At 73.1% G+C, this 17,665-nt stretch carries 15 protein-coding genes and 1 pseudogene; 10 read left to right on the top strand and 6 right to left on the bottom strand.

Annotated features, from left to right (window positions below; genetic code table 11):
* Positions 1 to 3 precede the first annotated feature (3 nt).
* From ACIA6T_RS18440 to ACIA6T_RS18430, 3 genes are all read right to left on the bottom strand, one after another.
* A complete protein-coding gene (locus ACIA6T_RS18440) occupies positions 4 to 972 on the bottom strand; it encodes an acyl-ACP desaturase (protein WP_399447520.1) in 969 nt (322 codons plus the stop codon).
* A gap of 202 nt (positions 973 to 1,174) precedes the next feature.
* Complete coding sequence (ddaH, locus tag ACIA6T_RS18435) at positions 1,175 to 1,951, bottom strand: dimethylargininase (protein ID WP_399447519.1); 777 nt, start codon at positions 1,949 to 1,951, stop codon at positions 1,175 to 1,177.
* Positions 1,952 to 2,128: 177 nt separating this feature from the next.
* A complete protein-coding gene (locus tag ACIA6T_RS18430) occupies positions 2,129 to 3,754 on the bottom strand; it encodes an ABC-F family ATP-binding cassette domain-containing protein (RefSeq protein WP_399447518.1) in 1,626 nt (541 codons plus the stop codon).
* 314 nt (positions 3,755 to 4,068) lie between these two features.
* Here ACIA6T_RS18430 and ACIA6T_RS18425 point away from each other — a divergent pair, with 314 nt between their 5' ends.
* Positions 4,069 to 4,716 (top strand): GPP34 family phosphoprotein, encoded by a 648-nt coding sequence (locus ACIA6T_RS18425; protein WP_399447517.1) that lies wholly within the window; start codon positions 4,069 to 4,071, stop codon positions 4,714 to 4,716.
* A 231-nt stretch (positions 4,717 to 4,947) separates the two neighbouring features.
* Positions 4,948 to 5,175: pseudogene (locus ACIA6T_RS18420) on the top strand (isocitrate lyase/phosphoenolpyruvate mutase family protein); the annotation flags it as partial.
* Positions 5,176 to 5,274: 99 nt separating this feature from the next.
* Here ACIA6T_RS18420 and ACIA6T_RS18415 read toward each other — a convergent pair.
* Positions 5,275 to 5,688, bottom strand: a complete 414-nt coding sequence (locus ACIA6T_RS18415) for an SsgA family sporulation/cell division regulator (RefSeq protein ID WP_399447516.1) — start codon at positions 5,686 to 5,688, stop codon at positions 5,275 to 5,277.
* A 727-nt stretch (positions 5,689 to 6,415) separates the two neighbouring features.
* Between ACIA6T_RS18415 and ACIA6T_RS18410 the strand changes: the two genes are divergently transcribed.
* From ACIA6T_RS18410 to mmpA, 3 genes are all read left to right on the top strand, one after another.
* On the top strand, positions 6,416 to 6,739 hold the full coding sequence (locus tag ACIA6T_RS18410; RefSeq protein ID WP_385055736.1) for a plasmid stabilization protein: 324 nt from the start codon (positions 6,416 to 6,418) through the stop codon (positions 6,737 to 6,739).
* 67 nt (positions 6,740 to 6,806) lie between these two features.
* Positions 6,807 to 7,496: an endonuclease V gene (locus ACIA6T_RS18405; RefSeq protein WP_399447515.1), complete on the top strand. Its 690-nt coding sequence runs from the start codon at positions 6,807 to 6,809 to the stop codon at positions 7,494 to 7,496.
* 88 nt (positions 7,497 to 7,584) lie between these two features.
* The gene (gene mmpA, locus ACIA6T_RS18400) at positions 7,585 to 7,731 is read left to right on the top strand and encodes a morphogenic membrane protein MmpA (protein WP_399447514.1); all 147 of its coding nucleotides are present in this window, start codon (positions 7,585 to 7,587) and stop codon (positions 7,729 to 7,731) included.
* A 172-nt stretch (positions 7,732 to 7,903) separates the two neighbouring features.
* Here the strand turns inward: mmpA and ACIA6T_RS18395 are convergent, their stop codons facing one another.
* Complete coding sequence (locus ACIA6T_RS18395; RefSeq protein ID WP_399447513.1) at positions 7,904 to 9,082, bottom strand: saccharopine dehydrogenase family protein; 1,179 nt, start codon at positions 9,080 to 9,082, stop codon at positions 7,904 to 7,906.
* Between the two features lie 273 nt (positions 9,083 to 9,355).
* Here ACIA6T_RS18395 and ACIA6T_RS18390 point away from each other — a divergent pair, with 273 nt between their 5' ends.
* The 3 genes from ACIA6T_RS18390 to ACIA6T_RS18380 are packed head-to-tail and all read left to right on the top strand — an operon-like array spanning position 9,356 to position 13,989.
* Positions 9,356 to 10,510 (top strand): CaiB/BaiF CoA transferase family protein, encoded by a 1,155-nt coding sequence (locus ACIA6T_RS18390; protein ID WP_399447512.1) that lies wholly within the window; start codon positions 9,356 to 9,358, stop codon positions 10,508 to 10,510.
* Positions 10,511 to 10,521: 11 nt separating this feature from the next.
* The gene (locus ACIA6T_RS18385; RefSeq protein WP_399447511.1) at positions 10,522 to 11,736 is read left to right on the top strand and encodes an acetyl-CoA C-acetyltransferase; all 1,215 of its coding nucleotides are present in this window, start codon (positions 10,522 to 10,524) and stop codon (positions 11,734 to 11,736) included.
* A gap of 39 nt (positions 11,737 to 11,775) precedes the next feature.
* On the top strand, positions 11,776 to 13,989 hold the full coding sequence (locus tag ACIA6T_RS18380; protein WP_399447510.1) for a 3-hydroxyacyl-CoA dehydrogenase NAD-binding domain-containing protein: 2,214 nt from the start codon (positions 11,776 to 11,778) through the stop codon (positions 13,987 to 13,989).
* A gap of 30 nt (positions 13,990 to 14,019) precedes the next feature.
* Here the strand turns inward: ACIA6T_RS18380 and ACIA6T_RS18375 are convergent, their stop codons facing one another.
* Positions 14,020 to 14,715 (bottom strand): MerR family transcriptional regulator, encoded by a 696-nt coding sequence (locus ACIA6T_RS18375; protein WP_399447509.1) that lies wholly within the window; start codon positions 14,713 to 14,715, stop codon positions 14,020 to 14,022.
* Between the two features lie 305 nt (positions 14,716 to 15,020).
* On the opposite strand from ACIA6T_RS18375, the gene ACIA6T_RS18370 reads away from it, so the two are divergent.
* Together ACIA6T_RS18370 and ACIA6T_RS18365 are read left to right on the top strand one after the other, a co-directional pair.
* Complete coding sequence (locus ACIA6T_RS18370; RefSeq protein WP_399447508.1) at positions 15,021 to 15,500, top strand: macro domain-containing protein; 480 nt, start codon at positions 15,021 to 15,023, stop codon at positions 15,498 to 15,500.
* Positions 15,501 to 15,628: 128 nt separating this feature from the next.
* On the top strand, positions 15,629 to 17,581 hold the full coding sequence (locus tag ACIA6T_RS18365) for a Xaa-Pro dipeptidyl-peptidase (RefSeq protein ID WP_399447507.1): 1,953 nt from the start codon (positions 15,629 to 15,631) through the stop codon (positions 17,579 to 17,581).
* Positions 17,582 to 17,665: the final 84 nt, after the last annotated feature.

Here is a 17,665-nt window from a genome sequence, read left to right as displayed (position 1 = left end):
CCGTCAGGCGCGGGCCGCCATACGGGCCTTGCGGGCCGCCAGCTTCTCGTCGAACTTCGCGGCCTCCCCGTCCAGGCCGCCCATGAACAGGCCCAGTTCCTCCTGCGCCTTGAGGCCCTCGGGGCCCAGCCCGTCGACCTCCATGATCTTCAGGAAGCGCAGCACCGGCTGGAGCACGTCGTCGTGGTGGATGCGCAGGTTGTAGACCTCGCCGATCGCCATCTGCGCCGCGGCCCGCTCGAAGCCGGGGATGCCGTGGCCGGGCATCCGGAAGTTCACGACGACGTCGCGGACCGCCTGCATGGTCAGGTCGGGCGCGAGCTCGAAGGCCGCCTTGAGCAGGTTGCGGTAGAACACCATGTGCAGGTTCTCGTCGGTCGCGATGCGCGCCAGCATGCGGTCGCAGACCGGGTCACCGGACTGGTGGCCGGTGTTGCGGTGCGAGACGCGGGTGGCCAGTTCCTGGAACGCGACATAGGCGACCGAGTGGAGCATCGAGTGCCGGTTGTCCGACTCGAAGCCCTCGCTCATGTGCGCCATGCGGAACTGCTCCAGCTTGTCCGGGTCCACCGCCCGCGAGGCGAGCAGGTAGTCCCGCATCACGATGCCGTGCCGACCCTCCTCGGCGGTCCAGCGGTGCACCCAGGTGCCCCAGGCACCGTCCCGGCCGAACAGCGTGGCGATCTCGTGGTGGTAGCTGGGGAGGTTGTCCTCGGTCAGCAGGTTCACCACCAGCGCGATCCGGCCGACCTCGGTGACCTTCGACTGCTCCTTGTCCCAGGCCTCGCCGTCCTCGAAGAAGCCGGGGAAGTTGCGGCCGTCGCTCCACGGAACGTACTCGTGCGGCATCCAGTCCTTGGTGACCTTCAGATGCCGGTTGAGCTCCTTCTCGACCACTTCCTCCAGTGCGTGCAACAGCCGGGCGTCGGTCCAGACCGAAGGGCTGCCGAGGTGGGGAGAAGCGAGCGACACGGGTGACTCCAGGGGACGGTGACATACGGGTGGTGCCGGCGAGCGGTGCCGGGAACCTACGGAATCGTAGGCTACGAAGCCGTAGGTTACGTAGCCGTAGGTTAAGGGCACCGTAAAGGGCCCTGATCAGCGGGGTCCCCATGGAGCGTCGTCCGGCGCGGAGCCGCAGGTCGCTGCGCCGTGTGGGTGACGGTGCCGCCCCTCAGACGTACAGCTCCCGCAGTCGCACCGAGAGGCAGGTCACGCAGCCCTCGAGCTTCTCGAACTCGCCGATGTCCACCGGGACGGGCTCGTAGCCGAGGTCCGCGAACAGCTCGGCGGTCTTCGGCGCGCTCGACGCCATCAGCAGCCTGTCCCCGCCGAGCAGCACCACATGTGCCCCGGCCGCCTCCGGCACCGGCAGGAAGCGCGGGAACAGCGACGGCGCGTCCATGTTCGGGACGTGCCCGACGACCGTCCCGTCCGGCAGCGCCGTGACCGCCGACTTCAGGTGCAGCACCTTGGCGACCGGCACGGTGACCACCCGTGCCCCCAGCGGCTCGAACGCGGCCCGCACCTGCCGCACCCCGGCCGCGTTGGTCCGCCCGCCCCGCCCCACGTACACCGTGTCGCCGACCTTCAGCACATCGCCGCCGTCCAGCGTGCCCGGTTCCCAGACCCAGTTCACCGAGCAGCCGAGCGACGCCACGGCCTCCTCGACGCCGAGGGTCTCCGCGCGGCGGGACTCGGCACCGGAGCGGGCGATCAGCGCCACGTTCCGGTACATCACCACCGTGTCCTCCACGAACACGGAGTCCGGGCAGTCGTCGGCCGGATCGACCTCTGTCGTCTCCCAGCCGTGGGTACGCAGCGTCTCCGTGTACGCCTCCCACTGCTCCACCGCGCGGCCGACGTCGACGCCTTCCCGCTCGACGTGCGTCACCAGCCCCTCGGCCAGACGGGGAGCGGGACGGCGGACGAGGGCCTTCTTGCTGGGCACGAGGGGACTCCGGATCGGACGGGGCAGGGCTCGGCCGTACCGGGGGAGTCCGTGGAGCGGCCGGTTCTCCCGGCGTCGGCCCAGCCATCATGCGGGGCCGGTCCGGCCCGGGCCACCCCCCGGCGGCGATGAGGTGAACCACCGGTGACCGGCCGCGGGCCCGGACCGCCGCGGACGCTACGCGGAACGCTCGACGGTTTCCGGCGACACCTCCTTCAGCTCCCCCTCCTCCATCAGCAGCCACCGGGTGATGCCGATCGACTCCAGGAACGGCAGATCGTGACTGGCCACGATCAGGGCTCCCTCGTACGACTCCAGTGCCGTGGTGAGCTGCCGGACGCTCGCCATGTCGAGGTTGTTGGTCGGCTCGTCCAGCATCAGCAGCTGCGGCGCGGGCTCCGCCAGCATCAGCGCGGCCAGCGCCGCCCGGAAGCGCTCGCCGCCGGAGAGCGTCGCCGCCTTCTGGTCGGCGCGGGCACCCCGGAACAGGAAGCGGGCGAGCCGGGCCCGCACCCGGTTGTTGGTGGCGCCCGGCGCGAACCGGGCCACGTTCTCGGCGACGGTCAGCTCCGCGTCGAGGACGTCGAGCCGCTGCGGCAGGAACCGCAGGGGCACATGGGCCCGCGCCTCCCCGGAGACCGGCTCCAGCTCCCCGGCGACCGTGCGCAGCAGCGTCGTCTTGCCCGCGCCGTTGCGCCCGATCAGCGCCACCCGCTCCGGGCCCCGCAGATCGAAGCCGCCGTTCACCCGGGCGCCGTACGCCAGTTCCAGGTCCATGAGGGCGAGGACGTCACGGCCCGGCGGTACGGCCGTGTACGGCAGGTCGACGCGGATCTCGTCGTCGTCCCGTACGGCCTCCACCGCGTCGTCGAGGCGTTCCCTGGCCTCGGAGAGCTTCTCCTCGTGCATGATGCGGTGCTTGCCCGCGGACACCTGCGCCGCGCGCTTGCGCGCCCCCATGACGATCTTCGGCTCGCGCTTCTGCTCGAACATCTTCTGCCCGTACCGCTTGCGGCGGGCCAACTTGACCTGGGCGTCGACCAGTTCGCGCTTCTGCTTGCGGAAGTCCGCCTCGGCGACGCGCACCATCCGCTCGGCGGCCTCCTGTTCGACGGCCAGGGCCTCCTCGTACGCCGAGAAGTTGCCGCCGTACCAGGTGACCTCCCCGGCGCGCAGGTCCGCGATCTGGTCCACCAGTTCCAGCAGTTCACGGTCGTGGCTGACCACGACCATGACGCCCGGCCAGTCCGCGACGGCCGCGTACAGCCGCCTGCGGGCGTACAGGTCGAGGTTGTTGGTGGGCTCGTCGAGCAGCAGCACGTCCGGGCGGCCCAGCAGCAGCGCGGCCAGCCGCAGCAGCACCGACTCGCCGCCGGACACCTCACCGACGGTGCGGTCGAGACCGATGTGCCCGAGGCCGAGTTCGCCGAGCGTGGCCAGGGCGCGCTCCTCGACGTCCCAGTCGTCGCCGACGGTCTCGAAGTGCTCCTCGGCCACGTCGCCCGCCTCGATGGCGTGCAGCGCGGCCCGCGGCCCGGCGATGCCGAGGACCTCGTCGACCCGCAGCGCGGTGTCGAGCGTCACGTTCTGCGGCAGGTACCCCACCTCGCCGGCGACCCGGACGGCGCCGTCGGCCGGTGCGAGCTCACCGGCGATCAGCTTCAACAGGGTCGATTTCCCCGACCCGTTGACACCGACGAGGCCGGTGCGGCCGGGGCCGAAGGCGACGTCGAGGCCCTCGAAGACGGTGGTGCCGTCGGGCCAGGTGAAGGCGAGGGACGTACAGGTGATGGATGGTGTCACGCGGGCCTCCGCGGTTGCTCGGGGCGATCAGGGGCAAACGCGTATCGAGACACCGCGGGACGAGGACCGGCAGCCGGGAGGGAAGGCCTGGGCATGAGAAAAGCCCTGTTCCGCAAGGACCGCAAGGACGGCTCGAACGCCGAGGTCGCACGCGACGTACACACACGTGTGGTGTGACGCGGTGTCTCAGAACCTCAGACGAGCAACGTCCTTCTCCATTCGACGGCAACAGAACCGCTGTACACCGTAGGAGTGCCCGAAACGGCTGTCAACGGCTTTTCGGAGCACGACGTCACCGCCCCCGAGGAGGCCCCGTGACCGACGGCCCGCTCTCCCTGCCGGCCCGCCTCTGCCTGCTGGCCTGGGACACCGACCCGGCCCGGCTGCCCCCTCTGGTGCGGGCGGGAGCCCTCGCCGAGCTGGCCCGGCGCGGTCTGCTGGTCGACGACGACGGCATCGTCACACCGCTCGACCTGGACTCCCGGACCGGGGACGCGGTCCTCGACGGACTGCTGGAGCTGGTCAGCGAGTCCTGCCCGCACCGCTGGCGCACCTGGGTGACGCTGCGCGCCCGGTACACCCTGGACGCGGTCCGGGAGCAACTGGTGGCCGAGGGGGTGCTGCGCGCCGAGAAGCACCGGGTCCTCGGGGTGTTCCCGTCGGTGGAGCACGTCCTGGCCGACGCGGGCCGGGTACGGGCCCTGCGGCGGCGGGCGCGGCAGATCCTGGACGGACCGACACCGCCCGAGGACGTTCCCGAGCCGGACGCGACGGCCGTCGCCCTGGGCGCTGCGGCGGGCCTGACCACCCTCCTCCCGGCCGGCGGCCACGCCGACCGGGAACACCGCGTCGAGCAGCTCTCCGCCCGCGCGGCGACCCCCGCGCAGGCCATGGTCGTCCGGGAACTCCGGAACACCCTGAGCGCCACCGCGAAGGCATCGCCCCTCCCCACGGGCGGCTGAAGCCCCCCGGCCGTAGGTTCACGTCGGATTCCTGCCGGCCGGGACGGCCGGGCCGCTGGTCGAGCGGCCGGTACGGCGGACTCCACCACCCTTCCGCACGACCGCGCCCCCGCCTTCCGTTCCCTGCACGTCCCGGGGAGCCCGCTGATCCTGCCCAACGCCCGGGACCTCGCCGGCGCCCGGCGGGCGGAGGACGCGGGCGCCGGCACCTTCCCGCGCGGCGCCGGGGGAGTGGACGACACCCAGGAGCTTGCCGCGGACGCCGACGGGATCTTCGTCCCCGGGGCCGTCGACCCGGGGACCGTGAAGGAGCTCGCCGACGGGACCGGCGCGCCGCCGAACGTGATGGCCGGTCCCGGTGCCCCGTCGGCCGGCGAGCCGGCCGCCCCGGGCGTCGCCCGCGTGAGCGCCGGCTCCGGCATCGCCCAGGCCGCGCACGCCCTGGTCCGCCGTGCCGCGCGGGAGCTGCTCGACACGGGGACGTACGACACACAGGCCGGCGGGCCGGCGTACGGCACGCCCAACTCCCTGATGAGCGGCGGGCGTCAGCCGAACACGTCACGCGTCACGCATCAGCTCCGCGAGATCGTGGTCCAGGTCGAGCCGGAGGTGCTCCAGGCCCGTCGGCACCAGCTCGTCGGTGGCCTCCAGGAACTGGCGCAGTTCGCCCGAGCGGACGTGCACGACGGCGGTGCCCTCGGGGGCGTGGAACTCCAGCACGGTGCGGTCGTAGCCGTACGGCCGGACCCGTACGTCGCCGTCGCCCTCGGGCTCCTCCATCCCCGCGGCGAGCAGGTCGCGGGCGAAGGTCCAGCAGACCTCGACGCCCTCCAGGGTGGCGGGCGCGGGGAAGGTCATGCGGACGGCGAACGGGTCGTCGCGGTCGTAGTGCAGGGTGGCGGGAATGCTCGGCATCCGCGGCGCGGCGGCGACGAGACGGGCCTCGACGGTCTGCTCGATGACGGTGGACAACGCCTTGCTCCCTCATGACGGCTGGACAGGCTTCCGGGGCGGATCGGGACGGCTACTGGATGAGACGACGGAATCGGCCAATCCGTGCACACGAAAAGCGAGTGACCTCTGTCACCGCCTTCATGCACGCGAGTGACACGGCTCTTCTCGCGCGCCCCCTGGGACACCCGTGCCGCCCGCCACGAGGTGCCCGGGAAGCACACGACCGGCGACCCGGACGGGACGAACGCGTCGCCGGGCGCCCGTGACAGCCGTGTGCGGCGCCCCCGGCCGCCCCGGCGCCCCCGGCCGCACCGGCCCGGCGGCCGCACCGGCCCGGCGGCCGCACCGGCCCGGCGGCCGCACCGGCCCGGGCGCGCGGACCGGATCGCGGGACGTCCGTCCGGCCACCGGAGGAGCGGCACACGCGCGTGTGTGTGCCGCACTCCGCGGACCGGGGCCGCACCTGGACGGTCACCGGCACCACGGTCCCCCGGGGGCGATCCGGTGCGCGACGTGTTCGCCCTCGCCTTCCCCCGGTGCCGAACACCTGAGGCCCCTCGTCCGCTCCGGTGCCGCCTGGCTCCCGCGCAGCCGCACCACCGCCCTCGCGGTCGACCTCACGCCCGGTCACGGCTGCCGGGCGGCGGGGGAGAGGGGACGGGACGGCCGCCTGGAGCACATGGGGTGCCCTGATCGCCGTCGACGTGGGTACCCGTTCGCCGTACGCGAGAGGAAGTGAGCGGACATGCCAAGCGGTTCCAGCCCCAAACGGGAGCGTCAGTACGAGCACATCAAGGAGAGCGCCGAGGACCGGGGCGAGAGCACCGGACGCGCCAAGGAGATCGCCTCCCGGACGGTGAACAAGGAGCGCGCCCGGTCCGGTGAGTCGAAGACGGCCAGCCGTACCTCGACGCAGGACATGTCGTCCGGCAAGCGCGGCGGCCAGCGGTCCGGCAAGGGCTCCCAGGGCCCCACGCGCGACCAGCTGTACGAGGAGGCCAAGAAGCGCGGCGTCGAGGGCCGTTCGAACATGAACAAGGGTCAGCTCCAGCGGGCGCTCGGCAAGTGAGCCGCCTCCGCGCGGAGGGGGAGCGCCCTCCGCGCGGAGCACGCGCGCCGCGTAGGCTCGGGGCACCATGACGACCGTACGCACACCGGCCGACTGGCCCGTGACCGAGGAAGAGGCCCGCGCGGTCCAGGACGCACTCCGCGCGCGGGTGGTGCTCGACGAACCGGGCCCGCCGCCCGGAACGGGCCATGTCACCGGAGTCGACGTGGCGTACGACGACGAGCGGGACGTCGTCGCCGCCGCGGCCGTCGTCCTCGACGCGGCGACCCTCGACGTGGTCGCCGAGTCCACGGCCGTCGGCCGGATCTCCTTCCCGTACGTCCCCGGACTGCTCGCCTTCCGCGAGATCCCCACCGTGCTGGCCGCCCTCGACGCCCTGCCGTGCCCGCCCGGCCTGGTGGTCTGCGACGGCTACGGCCTCGCCCACCCCCGCCGCTTCGGCCTCGCCAGCCACCTCGGCGTCCTCACCGGCCTGCCGACGATCGGCGTCGCCAAGAACCCCTTCACCTTCACCCACGACGAACCGGACACCCCGCGCGGGAGCACGTCCCCGCTGCTGGCCGGCAGCGAGGAGGTGGGCCGCGCCCTGCGCACGAGGGACGCCGTCAAGCCGGTCTTCGTCTCGGTGGGCCACCGCGTGAGCCTGGACAACGCCTGCGCCCACACCCTCGCCCTGGCGCCCGCCTACCGCCTCCCGGAGACCACCCGCAGGGCGGACGCCCTGTGCCGCCGGGCACTTGGCGAGGCCGCTCCGTAGGGGCTCCCGGGTGACCACGCGGTCTGAGTACCGGTCCTGAGTACCTGTACGGATGCCGGCCCCCGCCCGCCCCGCCAGGCTGGCGTGCATGACAACGCACCGCGCACCCAAGCCTGTCGCCGCCGACGGACGGCCCGTCGAGCGGGCCGTGACCGTGGGACTCGCCCTTGCCGTACCGGCCGGGCTGGGCTGGATCGCCGGAATGATCTACACGTTGGCCGAGTGGCCGCTCTGACGCCCTCACCTGCCCGAGGGCGGGTGACCGGTCCGTGCCGCTCCGCGGTACCACCACGGGTTCCTGTCTCACAAGCCTCCGCCGACCGGTGGGGGCCGGTCTCGCACGACCCCCGCAGGCCTGGCTTCCCGCCCGTCCGGCGGCGGACCGGACGCCTCCGTCGCCCGGCTCCTCAGCGTGTGGCGGCGACGCGGAAGCGGATGCCCGCCGCGCGGAGGCGGTCGATCAGCGCGTCGCCCATCGCCACCGCCGTCGTGACCTGGCCGGCCGTCGGCGGGAGGTCGTCGAAGGCCAGGCAGAGCGCCCCCTCGGCCAGCATCTTCGCCGTCTCGCCGTAACCGGGGTCGCCGCCCGCGACCTCCGTGTACACCCGGCGCCCGCCGCCCTCGCCGACGAAGCGGACGGTGAACCAGCTCCGGGCGCGCTTCTCGGGACCCGGCCCGTCGCCGGGCCCGAGCCGGTCGGAGAGCCGGCGCCGCAGCGGCGGGAACTGGGCCGCCGTCACCAGCGCGCCCACGGCCGCCACCCCGCCGACCGCCACCGGGAGCCGCCGCACGGCCGCGTAGTGCCGGTAGCGGAAGTCGGGACCGTACCGGTCGAGCGCCCTGGCCGAACGGCGCACGATCTGCGCGTCGATGGTCGGCAGGGGCAGGGCCCAGGCGCCGACCTCCGGCGCGTAGCGCGGCGCGCCCGTCGGGGCCGACGCCCGGCGGCCCACCAGCCTCGGTTCATGGCGCCGGCGGTCCAGGGCCGCCGCGCGGAGCCCGCGGTGCCGGGCGAACTGGTTCAGCGCCGAGGCGAAGGTCCCGCCCGAGAAGGCCGCGTCGACGGTCACGAAGCCGTCCACGGTCAGCGGCACCCCCTCCGGGAGCTGGCGCACGGTGAAGTACGCGCCCAGGTCGTGCGGCACCGAGTCGAAGCCGCAGGCGTGCACCAGCCGCGCCCCGGTCTCCCGCGCGCGTGCGTCGTGCCGGACGTACATCAGGTCCACGAACTCCGGCTCACCCGTGAGGTCCACGTAGTCCGCCCCGGTGTCCGCGCAGGCGGCGACGAGTTCCTCGCCGTACTCCACATAGGGGCCGACGGTCGTGGCGACCACCCGCGCGTGCTCGGCGAGGGCGCGCAGCGAGGCCGGGTCGGACACGTCCGCCCGCAGCAGTCCGACCTCCGCGCCGCCGGGCAGCCGGTCCCGCAGCCGCTCCAGCTTCTCCGGGCTGCGCCCGGCGATCGCCCAGCGCAGCCCGGCGGGGGCACGGTCGGCGAGATACTCCGCGGTCAGGGTTCCGACGAAGCCGGTCGCCCCGAAGAGCACGATGTCGTACGGACGGTCCGTCCTTTTCAGCCTGCTCATGACACCCCTTGGTCGTGCAGCCGCGCCGTTGTCGGTGGCCGAGGCTAGCGTGAGGGGTGCGGAGCCCGACGGCGAGCCCGGAGGAAACCGATGACCGTGCCCCGAACGCCCTGAAGAAGCGGGAAAAGGCGCGACAGCGCGTGGACCGGCGCGGGAGACGGGTGCCGCGCCGTACAGTGGCCAAGCGCTTGCTCGCCCGGTCTTGTGCCGGGTGGGACACGTTCCTAACATCATGGGTGTTACACCAGTAGTGTCACAGCCGATGGGGGCTCGATGACGGAGGCGAAGACGCCGGGACACGGTCCGCTCGGCGGCGTGCGCGTGGTCGAGCTGGCCGGGATCGGGTCCGGCCCGTTCGCCGCCATGCTCCTCGCCGACCTGGGCGCCGACGTCGTACGCGTGGACCGCCCCGGCGGGCCCGGACTCGGGATCGACCCCGCCCTCGACGTGACCAACCGCAACAAGCGCTCCGTGATCGTCGACCTGAAGGCCCCCGACGGCCCCGCCCGCGTCCTCGACCTCGCCGAACGCGCCGACGTCCTCATCGAGGGCTACCGCCCCGGAGTCGCCGAGCGCCTGGGTGTCGGCCCCGGCGACTGCCACACCCGCAACCCGCGCCTGGTCTACGGCCGGATGACCGGCTGGGGCCAGCAGGGCCCCCTCGCCGACCGCGCGGGCCACGACATCGCCTACATCGCCCTCACCGGCACCCTCGGCATGATCGGCGACCCGGACAGGCCTCCGGCCGTCCCGGCCAACCTGCTCGGCGACTACGCGGGCGGCTCCCTCTACCTCGTCGTCGGCGTCCTCGCCGCGCTGCACCACGCGCGCGCGACCGGTACCGGACAGGTCGTCGACGCCGCCGTCGTGGACGGCACCGCCCACCTCTCCGCGATGATCCACGGCATGCTCGCCGCCGGCGCCTGGCAGGACCGGCGCGGCGCCAACCTCCTCGACGGCGGCTGCCCCTACTACGGCACCTACGGGACCGCCGACGGCGAGCACATGGCGGTGGGCGCGCTGGAGCCGCGGTTCTACGCCGAGTTCCTGCGCCTGCTCGGCATCGAGGGCCAGAGCGAGGCGCACACCGACGTCACCCGCTGGCCGGAGCTGCGCGCGCAGGTCGCCGCCCGCTTCAGGACCCGCACCCGCGACGAGTGGACGGCCCGTTTCGACGGCTCCGACGCGTGCGTGGCACCCGTGCTGTCCCTGCGCGAGGCCCCGCACCACCCGCATCTCGCCGCCCGGGACACCTTCACCGACCACGCCGGCATCACCCAGCCCGCACCGGCCCCGAGGTTCTCCGCGACCCCCGCCACCCTCCGCACCGGGCCCGCCCGGCCGGGCGCCGACACCGACGACGTGGCCCGCGACTGGGACGTGCCGCGACTGCTGCCCTCACCCCCGAAGCCCTCGAACCCTCAGTGAAAGGCCCCCTCGTGAGCACCGAAGCGTACGTGTACGACGCGATCCGCACCCCGCGCGGGCGCGGCAAGGCAGGCGGAGCCCTGCACGGCACCAAGCCCGTCGACCTGGTCGTCGGCCTCATCCACGAGGTCCGCGACCGCTTCCCCGGCCTCGACCCGGCGGCCGTCGACGACATCGTGCTCGGCGTCGTCGGCCCGGTCGGCGACCAGGGCTCCGACATCGCCCGCATCGCCGCCATCGCCGCCGGACTGCCCGACACGGTGGCGGGCGTGCAGGAGAACCGCTTCTGTGCCTCGGGCCTGGAGGCCGTCAACCTGGCCGCCGCCAAGGTCCGCTCCGGCTGGGAGGACCTGGTCCTCGCGGGCGGCGTCGAGTCGATGTCCCGGGTGCCGATGGCCTCGGACGGGGGCGCCTGGTTCAACGACCCGATGACCAACCTCGCCACCGACTTCGTCCCGCAGGGCATCGGCGCCGACCTGATCGCCACCATCGAGGGCTTCTCCCGGCGCGACGTCGACGAGTACGCCGCCCTGTCGCAGGAGCGCGCGGCCACCGCCTGGAAGGAGAACCGCTTCGAGCGGTCCGTCGTCCCGGTCAAGGACCGCGGCGGCCTCACCGTCCTCGACCACGACGAGCACCTGCGCCCCGGCACCACCGCCGACTCGCTGGCCAGGCTGAAGCCGTCCTTCGCGGACATCGGCGAACTGGGCGGCTTCGACGCCGTGGCCCTGCAGAAGTACCACTGGGTCGAGAAGATCGACCACGTCCACCACGCGGGCAACTCCTCCGGCATCGTCGACGGCGCCGCGCTCGTCGCCATCGGCTCCAAGGAGGTCGGCGACCGCTACGGACTCACCCCGCGCGCCAGGATCGTCTCCGCCGCCGTGTCCGGGTCCGAGCCCACCATCATGCTCACCGGTCCCGCCCCCGCCACCCGCAAGGCCCTCGCCAAGGCCGGCCTGACCATCGACGACATCGACCTCGTCGAGATCAACGAGGCGTTCGCCGCGGTCGTCCTGCGCTTCGCGCGGGACATGGGCCTGTCCCTGGACAAGGTCAACGTCAACGGCGGCGCCATCGCGCTGGGCCACCCGCTCGGCGCCACCGGCGCGATGATCCTCGGCACCCTCGTCGACGAACTCGAGCGCCAGGACAAGCGCTACGGCCTCGCCACGCTGTGCGTGGGCGGCGGCATGGGCATCGCCACCGTCGTCGAACGCCTCTGAACCCCGGCGACCCGCCACCTCACTCACGGAGACCCCCTCATGACCGAGAGCACCACCATCCGCTGGGAACAGGACCGCACCGGCGTCGTCACCCTCGTCCTCGACGACCCCCACCAGTCCGCGAACACCATGAACCAGGCGTTCCGCGACTCCCTCGCCGTGATCACCGACCGCCTGGAGGCGGAGAAGGACTCCATCCGCGGCGTCATCGTCACCTCCGCCAAGAAGACCTTCTTCGCCGGCGGCGACCTGCGCGACCTCATCCGGGTCACCCCCGAGACGGCGCAGGACCTCTTCGACGGCGGCATGGCCATCAAGCGGCACCTGCGCCGCATCGAGACCCTCGGCAAGCCCGTCGTCGCGGCGATCAACGGCGCCGCCCTCGGCGGCGGCTACGAACTCGCCCTCGCCTGCCACCACCGGATCGCCCTCGACGCCCCCGGCTCCAAGATCGGCTGCCCCGAGGTCACCCTCGGCCTGCTCCCCGGAGGCGGCGGCGTCGTCCGCACCGTCCGCATGCTCGGCATCACCGACGCGCTGCTGAAGGTGCTCCTCCAGGGCACCCAGTACAACCCGCGCCGCGCCCGGCAGAACGGCCTGGTCGACGAGATCGCCGACACGCGCGAGGACATGCTCGCCAAGGCCCGCGCCTTCATCGACGCCAACCCCGAGTCCGCCCAGCCCTGGGACCGGCCCGGCTACCGCATCCCCGGCGGCACCCCCGCCCACCCGAAGTTCGCCGCCAACCTCCCCGCTTTCCCGGCCAACCTGCGCAAGCAGACGGGCGGCGCGCCCTACCCGGCCCCGCGCAACATCATGGCCGCCGCCGTCGAGGGTTCCCAGGTGGACTTCGAGACCGCCCAGGTCATCGAGGCCCGCTACTTCGTCGAGCTGGCCGCCGGACAGACCTCGAAGAACATGATCCAGGCGTTCTTCTTCGACCTCCAGGCCGTCAACTCCGGCGCCAACCGGCCCAAGGGCATCGAGCCCCGCAAGGTGACCAAGGTGGCCGTCCTCGGCGCCGGGATGATGGGCGCGGGCATCGCCTACTCGTGCGCCCGCGCGGGCATCGACGTCGTCCTGAAGGACGTCTCCCTGGAAGCCGCCGTCAAGGGCAAGGGCTACTCCGAGAAGCTGTGCGCCAAGGCCGTCGCCAAGGGCCGTACCAGCCAGGAGAAGGCCGACGCGCTGCTCGCCCGGATCACGCCCACAGCCGAGGCCGCCGACCTCGCCGGCTGCGACGCGGTCATCGAGGCCGTCTTCGAGGACACCGCCCTCAAGCACAAGGTGTTCCAGGAGATCCAGGACGTCGTCGCCCCCGACGCCCTGCTCTGCTCCAACACCTCCACCCTGCCCATCACCGCCCTCGCCGAGGGCGTCGAGCGCCAGGCCGACTTCATCGGGCTGCACTTCTTCTCGCCCGTCGACCGGATGCCGCTGGTCGAGATCATCAAGGGCGACCGCACGGGGGACGAGGCGCTGGCCCGCGCCTTCGACCTGGTCCGGCAGATCAACAAGACCCCGATCGTCGTCAACGACTCGCGCGGCTTCTTCACCTCGCGCGTCATCGGGCACTTCCTCAACGAGGGCGTCGCCATGGTCGGCGAGGGCATCGAGCCCGCCTCGGTCGAGCAGGCCGCCGCGCAGGCGGGCTACCCGGCCAAGGTGCTCTCCCTCATGGACGAGCTGACGCTCACCCTCCCGCGCAAGATCCGCAACGAGACGAAGCGGGCCGTCGAGGAGGCCGGCGGCACCTGGACCGCACACCCCGCCGAGGCCGTCATCGACCGCATGGTCGACGAGTTCGGGCGCCCCGGCCGCAGCGGAGGCGCCGGCTTCTACGAGTACGGCGAGGACGGCAGGCGGGCACGGCTGTGGCCCGGACTGCGGGAGCATTTCGGGGGTTCCGGGGGGCGCCCCCCGGGCAAGCAGAGCACGAAGGCCGGCCACGAGATCCCGTTCCGCGACATGCAGGAGCGCATGCTGTTCGCCGAGGCACTGGACACCGTCCGGCTGCTGGAGGAGGGCGTGCTCACCTCCGTCGCCGACGCCAACATCGGCTCCATCCTCGGCATCGGCTTCCCCGGCTGGACCGGCGGCGTCCTGCAGTACATCAACGGCTACGAGGGCGGCCTGCCCGGATTCACGGCCCGCGCGCGTGAGCTCGCCGAGCGCTACGGCGAGCGCTTCACCCCGCCGGCGCTGCTGGTGGAGAAGGCGGAGAAGGGGGAGGTCTTCACGGACGCCCGCTGACCCGCCGCGGGGGGTGACGGGCCCGCCCCGTCACCCCTCTTCGTCGAGCCACTCCCGCAGCTCCTCCCGCAGCGACCGCTGGAAGGCGGTCAGCAGCGCCTGCACCACCAGCGGATGCATCCGGGCGGACAGGGACCGCACGTCCCGCGCGTCCCGCTCCGCGACCGCGTCGCGCAGCAGCCGCGACAGCTCGCGGGCGGCCGCGCGGGAGTGCTCGGTGAGCGCGGTGCGCGCGGCGAGGACCGTCTCGTGGGACAGCGGTACGTCCAGCAGCTCCACCCCGAGGCTCAGCAGCCCGGGGTCGACCCGCAGCACCTCGCCGTCCCGCTCGACGACGCCCATCGCCGCCAGCCGCTCCACGTCCTCCTCGCCCAGCGCCCGCCCCGCGCGGCGCTCCAGCTCCCCGCGCGGCACCGTCTCCACCGTCTCGGGCGCCCAGGAGGCCACCACCGCCCGCTGGACCGCCAGGTCCCGGGCGCTCAGATCCGGCGGGAGCTGCCCCAGGTACCGCTCGATCGCCGCCAGCGTCATGCCCAGGTGCTGCAACTCCTCGATGAGCTCAAGGCGGGCCAGATGCTCCCGCCCGTAGTGACCGACCCGCCGGGGACCGATCACCGGCGGCGGCAGCAGTCCCTTGGTGCCGTAGAAACGGACCGTGCGCACGGTGACACCGGTTCGGGCCGCCAGTTCGTCGATCGTGAGCGGCTGCTCGGTCTCGGTCGTCATGTCCAGCAGTATCGCTGTACCACCAGTGCTGTGACACCTCCCGGTTCTCGTCCGTCCGTCCTCGGCCCGAGGCGACCCCCTCCGCCCGGCGAACCCCGGCGCCGCCCTTCCGCCGGACGAGCGACCGACCATGAGGCGCGTCAGCGCGGTCGACGCCGCCGCCCGTCCCGCTCATCGCCGCGATGCCGGTAGCCGGCTGGTACGGCGTCCGCCGCCGGGTGGCGCGGAACACCGGCCAGGAGCTCTCGCGGCTGACCAAGTAGCGGGCCGCGGCCACTGTCAGTGGCAACGCCTACGGTGGCGTCATGTCGGGGATCACATATGTCCGGGGCGACGCCACCGCTCCGTCGGTGAAGGGCGTCAAGGTCATCGCCCATGTCTGCAACGACATCGGCGGGTGGGGGAAGGGCTTCGTCCTGGCCGTATCGCGCCGCTGGCCCGAACCGGAGGCCGCCTACCGCGCCTGGCACCGCGACCGCGCCGCGAACGACTTCGGTCTGGGCGCGGTCCGGCTGGTCCAGGTCGACCGGTACGTCTGGGTGGCCAACATGATCGGCCAGCGCGGCACACGGACCGGCAGCAAGGGCGTCCCCGTCCGCTACGAGGCGATCGACACCGCCCTCGGCCGCCTCGCCGACAGGGCGACGGAGCTGAACGCCTCCGTGCACATGCCCCGCATCGGCTGCGGCCTGGCCGGCGGCAGGTGGTCCCGCGTCGAGCCGCTGATCACCGAGCGGCTGGTGGAACGCGGCATACCGGTGACGGTGTACGACCACGGCGACTGAGCGGACCCGTCACCGCTCCCGCTCGGGAGCCGGCGCGTCCCACCAGGCGTGGTTTCAGCCACCCGTGGCCTCATGAGGCGTCAATCGCCCTCTTCTGCACCCGAGTTCACCCCTGTACCGTCCCGCGCATGCCGAAACGCACGCGCTTCACGACCTGGAGATCACTTGCGACGGCGGCCACCGCCGCCCTGACGGCCGCACTCCTCACCCCCACGGCCGCACACGCCGCGCCACCGCGCGAGAGCCTGCCCGTCCACTCCTACGACGACGCCGTCCGCGAGGCCGTCTGGGTGGACACCGGACTCGACGAGGACCGGGACGGCCGCACCGACCGGGTCGCCGTCGACATCGTCCGCCCCCGCGAACCCGCGCAGCGGGGCCGGAAGGTCCCCGTCATCATGGACGCCAGCCCGTACTACTCCTGCTGCGGGCGCGGCAACGAGAGCCAGAAGAAGACCTACGACGCGAACGGCGACGTCGTGCGGATGCCGCTGTTCTACGACAACTACTTCGTGCCGCGCGGCTACGCCGTCGTCGGCGTCGACCTGGCCGGAACCAACCGGTCCGACGGCTGTGTGGACGTCGGGGGCCGCTCCGACATCCAGTCCGCGAAGGCCGTCGTCGACTGGCTGAACGGCCGCGGCAGGGCGTACACCAGCCGCACCGGCACCGAACGGGCCGGGGCCGACTGGACGAACGGCCGCACCGGAATGATCGGCAAGAGCTGGGACGGCACCATCGCCAACGGCGTCGCCGCCACCGGCGTCGAGGGCCTGGAGACCATCGTCCCGATCGCCGCGATCTCCTCCTGGTACGACTACTACTTCACCCAGGGTGCCCCGCTCTACGACTCCGGCCCCGACTGGCTGTCCCAGTACGTCGAGAGCCCCGAGGCCCGCGCCGGCTGCGACGCCGTCCAGCGCGAACTCGTCGAGGGCGCCCCGCGCACCGGCGACCTGACACCCATGTGGGCCGAACGCGACTACACGCGCGCCGCGAAGAAGGTGAGGGCCAGCGTCTTCCTGGTGCACGGCATGCAGGACCTCAACGTACGGATGCAGCACGTCGGCCCGTGGTGGGACGCCCTCGCGAAGAACGGCGTCGAGCGCAAGATCTGGCTGTCCCGGACCGGCCACGTCGACCCCTTCGACTTCCGCCGCGCCGAGTGGGTCGACACCCTGCACCGCTGGTTCGACCACGAACTCCTCGGCTACGACAACGGCATCGACCGCGAGCCCATGGCCGACATCGAACGCCGCCCCGACCAGTGGGTGACCTCGAAGAGCTGGCCGCCGCGCGGCACGCACACCACGACCCTGCGCCCCGCCCGGGGCACCGAGGCCGGCGTCGGCACCCTCGGCCTGCGCAGGGGCGAGGGGACCGAGGCCTTCACCGACGACCCGCGGCTGAGCGAGACCGACTGGGCCGCCCGCGTCGACACCCCGGCCCCGGACAAGGCCGGCTTCGTCACCGGCCCGCTCACCCGTGACCTGCGCCTGTCCGGCGCCTCCCGGGTCACCGTCACCGCCACCCCCAGCGCACCCACGGCCCACCTCTCCGCCGTACTCGTGGACCTCGGCCCCGACACCGTCCGCGACTACGCCGCCGACGGGGAAGGCATCACCACCCTCCCCGAGCGCACCTGCTGGGGCGCGAGCACCGAGGGCGACAGCTCCTGCTTCCAGGAGACCCGCGCCACGACCACCGACGTCGAGCACACGATCGTCAGCCGTGGCTGGGCCGACCTCGGCAACCACGCCGACGACGGCAGGGGCGAGCCGCTCACCCCCGGCAAGCGGTACACCATCACCCTCGACCTGGCGGCCACCGACCACGTCGTCCCCGAGGGCCACCGCCTGGCACTGATCGTCGCCGGCACCGACCGGGGCCTGATCGATCCCCCGGCCGACACTCCGACGCTCACCCTCGACCTGGCCCGTACCTCCGCGCGGGTGCCGTTCGTCGGCGGAACGGCCGCCTTCGCCCGCGCCACGGCGGGCTCGCGCACCACGGACCCGGGCACCGTCCTGGACGGGGTGGATCGGCCGGAAGTCACCGCCCACCGCGTCCCCGGCGCCTGATGAAACGCCCCCTCGTCGCATATCGCCTGGTGGAGGAGGTGAATACTTTCTGCCGCTGAGGTGAGTTTTGCGCCAAAGGTGGTA

Source organism: Streptomyces sp. NPDC051740 (genome assembly GCF_044453165.1).
GTDB classification, from domain to species: domain Bacteria; phylum Actinomycetota; class Actinomycetes; order Streptomycetales; family Streptomycetaceae; genus Streptomyces; species Streptomyces atrovirens.
Note: the sequence above shows the minus strand (reverse complement) of the source record. Positions and strands in the feature narration are given on the sequence as shown.